This is a genomic window from Echinicola salinicaeni (genome assembly GCF_014280965.1).
Lineage (GTDB): Bacteria > Bacteroidota > Bacteroidia > Cytophagales > Cyclobacteriaceae > Echinicola > Echinicola salinicaeni.
The window spans coordinates 507,418-513,723 of record NZ_JACODZ010000005.1; the positions used below are offsets into that span (position 1 = coordinate 507,418).

Genomic DNA, 6,306 nt, shown 5'->3' on the forward strand with positions numbered 1-6,306 from the left:
AATGAAAAAATTTATTGGGACGGGAGTAGCTTTGGTTACGCCTTTTGATGAAGAAGGAAACGTTGATTTTGGTGGGTTAGAAAAGGTTGTTGAACATGTTATCAAAGGTGGTGCTGATTATCTAGTCGTACAAGGAACTACTGGAGAAGCATCAACCTTATCCAGAGAGGAAAAACGTTCTGTCCTTGCTGAAGCCATTAAAATTAATAGCGGAAGACTACCCATTGTTTATGGAATCGGGGCTAATAACACACAGGCTGCCATTGATGAAATCAACGACACTGACCTTAGCAATGTAGATGCTATCCTCTCTGTAAGCCCCTATTATAACAAGCCTACCCAAACAGGTATCCAAATTCACTTCGAAAAAATTGCCGATGCTTGCCCGGTACCCGTAATTCTTTATAATGTACCAGGAAGGACCATGTCCAATATGGCTTCACAGACGACCTTAGCCCTTTCCAAACATGCCAATATTATTGGTGTAAAAGAGGCTAGTGGTGATTTGGTACAGTGCATGGAAATTTGCAAGAACAAACCTGAAGATTTTCTATTGATTTCAGGTGATGACATGCTTACTGCTTCCATGATTGCCATTGGATGTGAAGGAGCTATTTCAGTTCTAGCCAATTGCTATCCAGATATCTTTAAAACCATATGTCACGGAAGTCCTTTAGAGGCCAAGAATGCTGCTTTCCGTTTATTGGAGATCAATCCTTTAATGTACGCAGAAAGCAATCCCGTGGGGGTTAAAAACCTTTTAAAACATTTGGGTATCTGTGGAGACCAAGTAAGGCTCCCACTACTTCGAGCTACAGAAAGCTTAGATGCAAAAATCAAAGAGGTTGCTCAAACAGTATAAAAAAAAGCTGGCCAACTAAGTTGGCCAGCTTTTTTGTTTTTAAAGCTTATATTAACCTTTATTTTTAATGTCCTGAACTTCTTTACGAATTTCTTGGGCCATATTTTTCATCTCTTGCATACCTTTTCTAACTCTGGTACCAGCTGCTGAATTTTTCTTTTCATAAAACTTTTCAAAGTCAGCTTCCAAAGACATCACTAGATCTTTGATTTCACTAAATTTACTCATAGTAAAAATTAATTTTTAGGTTGATGATAAGTTTATTTTTCATTCAATATAGTCAAAATGTTTATAAAACAACAGATCAGCCATATTTTTTGAAACTTTATTCACCAAATGAAGTCGCTAGTTCTGTAGTCTTATAGTAGCCACTGGACAATTTATCCTTGATGGCTTCAAAAGCAGAAATGGTTTCAGCCACATCCTCCAAAGAATGGACAGCAGTAGGTATCAACCTTAAGATAATCATCCCTTTAGGCACTACTGGATAAATAACTACTGAGCAGAAAATATTATAATTCTCACGAAGATCCTTACTTAAGGTCGCAGCCTCTCCTACTGTTCCGTTCAATACCACTGGGGTAACTGGGGTAGTAGTAGTACCAATGCTAAACCCTTTTTCTTTTAGGCCATTTTGCAGTGCATTAACCACTTTCCAAAGATTAGCCTTATGCTCAGGATTACTTCTCAGTAATTCCAGTCTCTTCAATCCCCCCTCTACAAACACCATAGGAAGTGATTTGGCAAAGATCTGAGAACGCATATTATATTTAAGGTAATGAACTGCCTTTTCATCTCCTGCAATAAACGCACCTATACCGGCCATGGATTTAGCGAAAGTAGAGAAGTAAAGGTCAATTTGATCCTGAACGCCTTGCTCCTCTCCAGCTCCGGCACCTGTAGCCCCCATGGTACCAAAACCATGTGCATCATCCACCAATAACCTGAATTGGAATTTCTCCTTCAACTTCACAATGCCTTTCAAGTCTCCCATATTACCAGTCATTCCGAAAACACCTTCAGTAATCACAAGGATCCCGCCGCCAGTTTCATTGGTCAGCTTTTCTGCCCTTACCAACTGCTTTTCGAAATTCTCCATGTCATTATGTGGGAAAACAAAACGTTTACCCATATGCATTCTCAAGGCATCAATAATACAAGCATGACATTCGCTATCATATACAATTACATCCTTACGATCCACCAATGAATCGATTACAGACATAATACCCTGATAACCGAAATTGAGCAAATAAGCTTTTTCTTTTCCAACAAACTCAGCCAGCTCTCTCTCCAACTTCTCGTGTAAATCAGTATTACCGGACATCATCCTTGCTCCCATAGGATATGCAGCTCCCCACTTTTCTGCAGCCTCTGCATCAGCCTTTCTTACCTCTGGGTGGTTAGCTAAACCAAGGTAGTTATTCAAACTCCAGGTCAAAACTTCCTTTCCCTTAAATTTCATTCTAGGAGCTATTTCACCCTCCAATTTCGGGAACATAAAATATCCTTCTGACAAGTCTGAGTGCTTGCCAAGTGGTCCTAGATTTGTTTGTAGTTTTTCAAATATATCCAAAACTTATAATCGTTTAGAGTACTTACTGCTTACTTCTTATATTATTCGTTAAAACCCCCAAAAATAGCATATTTTCAAGTTATGTGCAAAAAACCTATCACATTTCACTATTCCTATATTAATTGTTATATTATTAAAAACCATTTTTTTAGACAGCATAATAACTCCAATAACCAATGCCAAAGATTAATAAAATCCTAATTGCCAACAGAGGAGAGATTGCCTTGAGGATTATGAGAACCCTGCATGAAATGGGAATAATGACTGTTGCAATTTACAGTGATGCTGATAGGGGGGGGCCTCATGTAAGTTTTGCAAAAGAGGCCATTTACCTCGGCCCTCCCCCTTCCAAGCAGTCTTATCTTTTACAAGATAAAATCATTGAACTCTCCAAAACTTTAAAGGTAGATGCCATACATCCTGGCTACGGTTTTTTATCGGAAAATGCAGATTTTGCAAGGAAAGTCCAAGAAAACGGAATTATATTCATAGGGCCCTCACCTACTTCTATAGAGGTCATGGGCAGTAAATTGGCCGCAAAAAAAGCAGTAGGAAAATATAATATCCCCTTGGTTCCTGGTACCGATGAGCCAATATCAGATTTAACTGAAGCAAAAAATATAGCTCATGAAATAGGCTACCCCATTCTTATCAAAGCCAGTGCTGGAGGAGGAGGAAAAGGTATGCGAATTGTGGAAGAGGAAAAACAATTTGATGAACAATTACAAAGAGCTGTAAGTGAAGCCCAAAGTTCATTTGGAGATGGGGCAGTCTTTATAGAGAAGTATATCAATTCCCCAAGACACATAGAAATCCAAATCCTTGGAGACCAACATGGAAATATCGTGCACCTTTTTGAAAGGGAATGCTCAATACAAAGAAGACATCAAAAAGTGATAGAAGAAGCCCCTTCTGCAGTAGTTAGCCCTCAGATGCGTCAAGAAATGGGTCAAGCAGCTATCAATGTAGCCAAAGCCTGTAATTATTTTGGAGCAGGAACAGTGGAGTTTATTGTGGATGAAAAGCTTAATTTCTATTTCCTAGAAATGAATACCAGACTCCAAGTAGAACATCCGGTAACCGAATTCATTACTGGAAAAGACCTAGTCCGTGTACAAGTACTTATCGCCGAAGGTAAGCCCCTGAGCTTTAAACAAGAAGAATTAAATATATTGGGACATGCGATCGAGACAAGGGTATATGCAGAAGATCCTAAAAACAACTTCTTGCCTGACATCGGAAAACTACAAACTTATAAAAGACCCCAAGGCCCCGGAATAAGGGTAGATGATGGGTTTGAAGAAGGAATGGACATACCCATATATTATGACCCTATGATTGCTAAATTGATTTGTTTTGCTGAAGATAGAAAAAAGTGTATCGAGAAAATGATAAGAGCAATCGATGGATATAATATCACTGGAATTGAAAATACTCTCCAGTTTGCCAGGTACGTAATGAAGCACGATTCCTTTAGATCGGGAAAATTTGACACGAAGTTTATAGAGAAATATTTTGAACCAGAGAACTTAAAAACTGATTTTTCAAGGGATGAAAAAGATATATTGGCAGCTTTGAGTTCGTACATTTTCAAACAGTCATCTCCTGAAAATCATTCTAAATCCAACCATCAATTAATTAAAAAGTCAAATTGGAATAAAAGAAAAAAACGTGGCTGAAATTTTACCTCTGCGTGCTTGGCGATATAGTGACAAACTTAATATCCCCATGGAGGAGTTGGTTTCTCCTTTATTTGATGTAGCTAAGCCAGATCAATTGAAGAAACTTTATCTAAAACCTTATAATAGTATACACTTAACATTACCAGGAAAGGAACTAGAAGGCACTGAACCAAGTAAAGTTTTGAATGCTTGGAAAATTAAAGAAATCATCCTTCAGGATGAAGAACCTGGAATATATGTTTATTATCAATTCTTTAAACTCCAAAATAGCCATAAAGAATATTGTAGAAAGGGTTTTATCGCACAAATAAAAGCCTATGATTGGAAAGAAAAAGCGATATTAAGACATGAAGACACCATTGCTTCTTCAGTAGAAGACAGAATCAAAATTTTGAGAGAAACCCAAATCCAATCTAGCCCAACACATGGACTGTATCATGATGATAGTTTTCAATTAGAATCTTACATGGATGAAGCTATCCAAACACCACTATACGATATAGAAGATTATCAAGGTGTAAGAGAAGTCCTCACCAGAATAACAGATCATAAAATTATCAGCAAATTCATAAACCTAATCGATTCAAAAAGCATAATTCTAGCTGATGGGCACCATAGATTACAAGCAGCCATTGAATATAAAAACCTATGCAAATCACAGAACCCAAACCATGACGGAACTGAGGCTTACAATTATCATATGATGTATTTCAGTAATTCAAGCTCCGATAATATTAAGATATTACCTACGCATAGATTATTTAAAAATCTAAATCTCAACAAAGAGGATTTACTGAATCAGGCAAAAAAATACTTTAATATTAGTAAACTTAATAAATATGAAGATGCTAACGTAGAACTAATTAAATCCAAATGGCAATATATACTAATCACCAAAAATTCTGCTTATCATCTTACCTTCAAAACAGAACTTTTTCATGAATTTGCTAATTCTATTCCGCAAATCGTCAAAGAATTGGATTTATCCGTATTACACTTTTTCTTTGTTGAGAAAGTATTAGGAATTCCTCTTGAGCAGCAAAGATTTTCAGGTTCTATTGAATACGAAAGCAATGTAAAAATTTGCCAAGAAAAATTAAATACTAATGAAGTAAATTTAGCCATACTTACAAGAGCGCTAAAAATGGATGAAATATTAAATGTTTGTGATTCTGGATATACCTTACCACAAAAATCAACCTATTTTTATCCCAAACTTTTATCAGGCCTATTATTTGGTTCTATAAGAGAAAAAGAATTTAAATTACCATATCATAATTTCCAGTAAATTGTTCCCCATCTTAAAGACAAAAAGAATCATACTAGCCTCCAAATCCCCAAGGAGACAGGAATTAATGCAAGGCTTATTTATTCCCTTTGAAGTACGTACCAAGGATGTCAACGAGGATTTCCCTGAAAATTTAAAGGACAACGAGGTCGCAGCCTATTTGGCAGAAAAAAAAGCAAAAGCCTTTGAATCAGACTTGGCCCCTGATGAATTATTAATCACATCGGATACCACTGTTCTTGTAAATGGCAAAGTCCTTAATAAGCCGATGAACAAGGAAGAGGCTACTAGTATGCTAAAACTATTATCTGGTAAACCCCATCAAGTTATCTCTGGAGTTTGTATGATGGACAATAATAAAAAAACAGTCTTTTCGGACATTACAGAAGTCCATTTTAATACACTGGACGATCAGGAAATTGAATACTATATTGACAAATGCCAACCTTTCGATAAGGCTGGAGCTTATGGTGTCCAAGAATGGATAGGCTTAGCTGCAGTTCACAAACTCGTGGGTTCTTTCTACACCGTTATGGGACTTCCGGTACATAGAATCTATGAAGAGCTAAAAAAATGGTAATCAAAGATACCATATGAGCAAAGCCATTAGTTAATGCTAGTTATTGGCTTTTATTCCCCCCTTTTGAAACCTACGTTACACTGCTTCCATGGAAGACCTTTGCACACTAGTTTCCCCCCCAGTAAAAACTTAAACCCTATAAAACGCAAAAAGGCCCTTCCACGTGATGTGAAAGGGCCCATGATAAGTGAGGGCGGCGACCTACTCTCCCGGGTGTAACCCCAGTACCATCGGCGCGACAGGGCTTAACTTCTCTGTTCGGGATGGGAAGAGGTGGATCCCCTGCGCCGTACCGCCCAAATTCTTCTGGCTAGGTCG

Annotated in this window: 6 protein-coding genes and 1 rRNA gene; 4 read left to right on the forward strand and 3 right to left on the reverse strand. The window is 37.6% G+C overall.

The features are described from left to right. The first annotated feature begins 1 nt into the window (after nt 1). Nucleotides 2-862, forward strand: coding sequence for a 4-hydroxy-tetrahydrodipicolinate synthase (gene dapA, locus H7U17_RS12060; RefSeq protein WP_186756976.1), 861 nt, complete (start codon nt 2-4; stop codon nt 860-862). A 51-nt stretch (nt 863-913) separates the two neighbouring features. Here the strand turns inward: dapA and H7U17_RS12065 are convergent, their stop codons facing one another. Beyond that, on the reverse strand, nt 914-1,090 hold the full coding sequence (locus H7U17_RS12065) for a histone H1 (protein WP_186756977.1): 177 nt from the start codon (nt 1,088-1,090) through the stop codon (nt 914-916). Between the two features lie 97 nt (nt 1,091-1,187). Beyond that, entirely contained in the window at nt 1,188-2,438 is a 1,251-nt protein-coding gene (locus H7U17_RS12070) for an aminotransferase class I/II-fold pyridoxal phosphate-dependent enzyme (protein WP_186756978.1), read from the reverse strand. Between the two features lie 176 nt (nt 2,439-2,614). Here H7U17_RS12070 and H7U17_RS12075 point away from each other — a divergent pair, with 176 nt between their 5' ends. Genes H7U17_RS12075 through H7U17_RS12085 form a run of 3 tightly spaced genes read left to right on the forward strand, consistent with a single transcriptional unit; the run spans nt 2,615 to nt 5,988 of the window. Beyond that, the gene (locus H7U17_RS12075) at nt 2,615-4,117 is read left to right on the forward strand and encodes an acetyl-CoA carboxylase biotin carboxylase subunit (protein ID WP_186756979.1); all 1,503 of its coding nucleotides are present in this window, start codon (nt 2,615-2,617) and stop codon (nt 4,115-4,117) included. Then, nucleotides 4,110-5,408 (forward strand): DUF1015 domain-containing protein, encoded by a 1,299-nt coding sequence (locus H7U17_RS12080; protein ID WP_186756980.1) that lies wholly within the window; start codon nt 4,110-4,112, stop codon nt 5,406-5,408. The genes H7U17_RS12075 and H7U17_RS12080 overlap by 8 nt, the downstream gene beginning before the upstream one ends. Before the next feature lies 1 nt (nt 5,409). Beyond that, the gene (locus H7U17_RS12085; protein WP_222439194.1) at nt 5,410-5,988 is read left to right on the forward strand and encodes a Maf family nucleotide pyrophosphatase; all 579 of its coding nucleotides are present in this window, start codon (nt 5,410-5,412) and stop codon (nt 5,986-5,988) included. 188 nt (nt 5,989-6,176) lie between these two features. On the opposite strand, the gene rrf is transcribed toward H7U17_RS12085, so the two are convergent. Then, nucleotides 6,177-6,288: ribosomal RNA gene (rrf, locus tag H7U17_RS12090) — 5S ribosomal RNA — on the reverse strand. Between the last annotated feature and the right edge of the window lie 18 nt (nt 6,289-6,306).

What these genes read in the sequence shown, in the direction of transcription:
- dapA (WP_186756976.1), top strand. Translation starts at nt 2, where the DNA reads ATGAAAAAATTTATTGGGACGGGAGTAGCTTTGGTTACGCCTTTTGAT.
- H7U17_RS12065 (WP_186756977.1), bottom strand. Translation starts at nt 1,090, where the DNA reads ATGAGTAAATTTAGTGAAATCAAAGATCTAGTGATGTCTTTGGAAGCT.
- H7U17_RS12075 (WP_186756979.1), top strand. Translation starts at nt 2,615, where the DNA reads ATGCCAAAGATTAATAAAATCCTAATTGCCAACAGAGGAGAGATTGCC.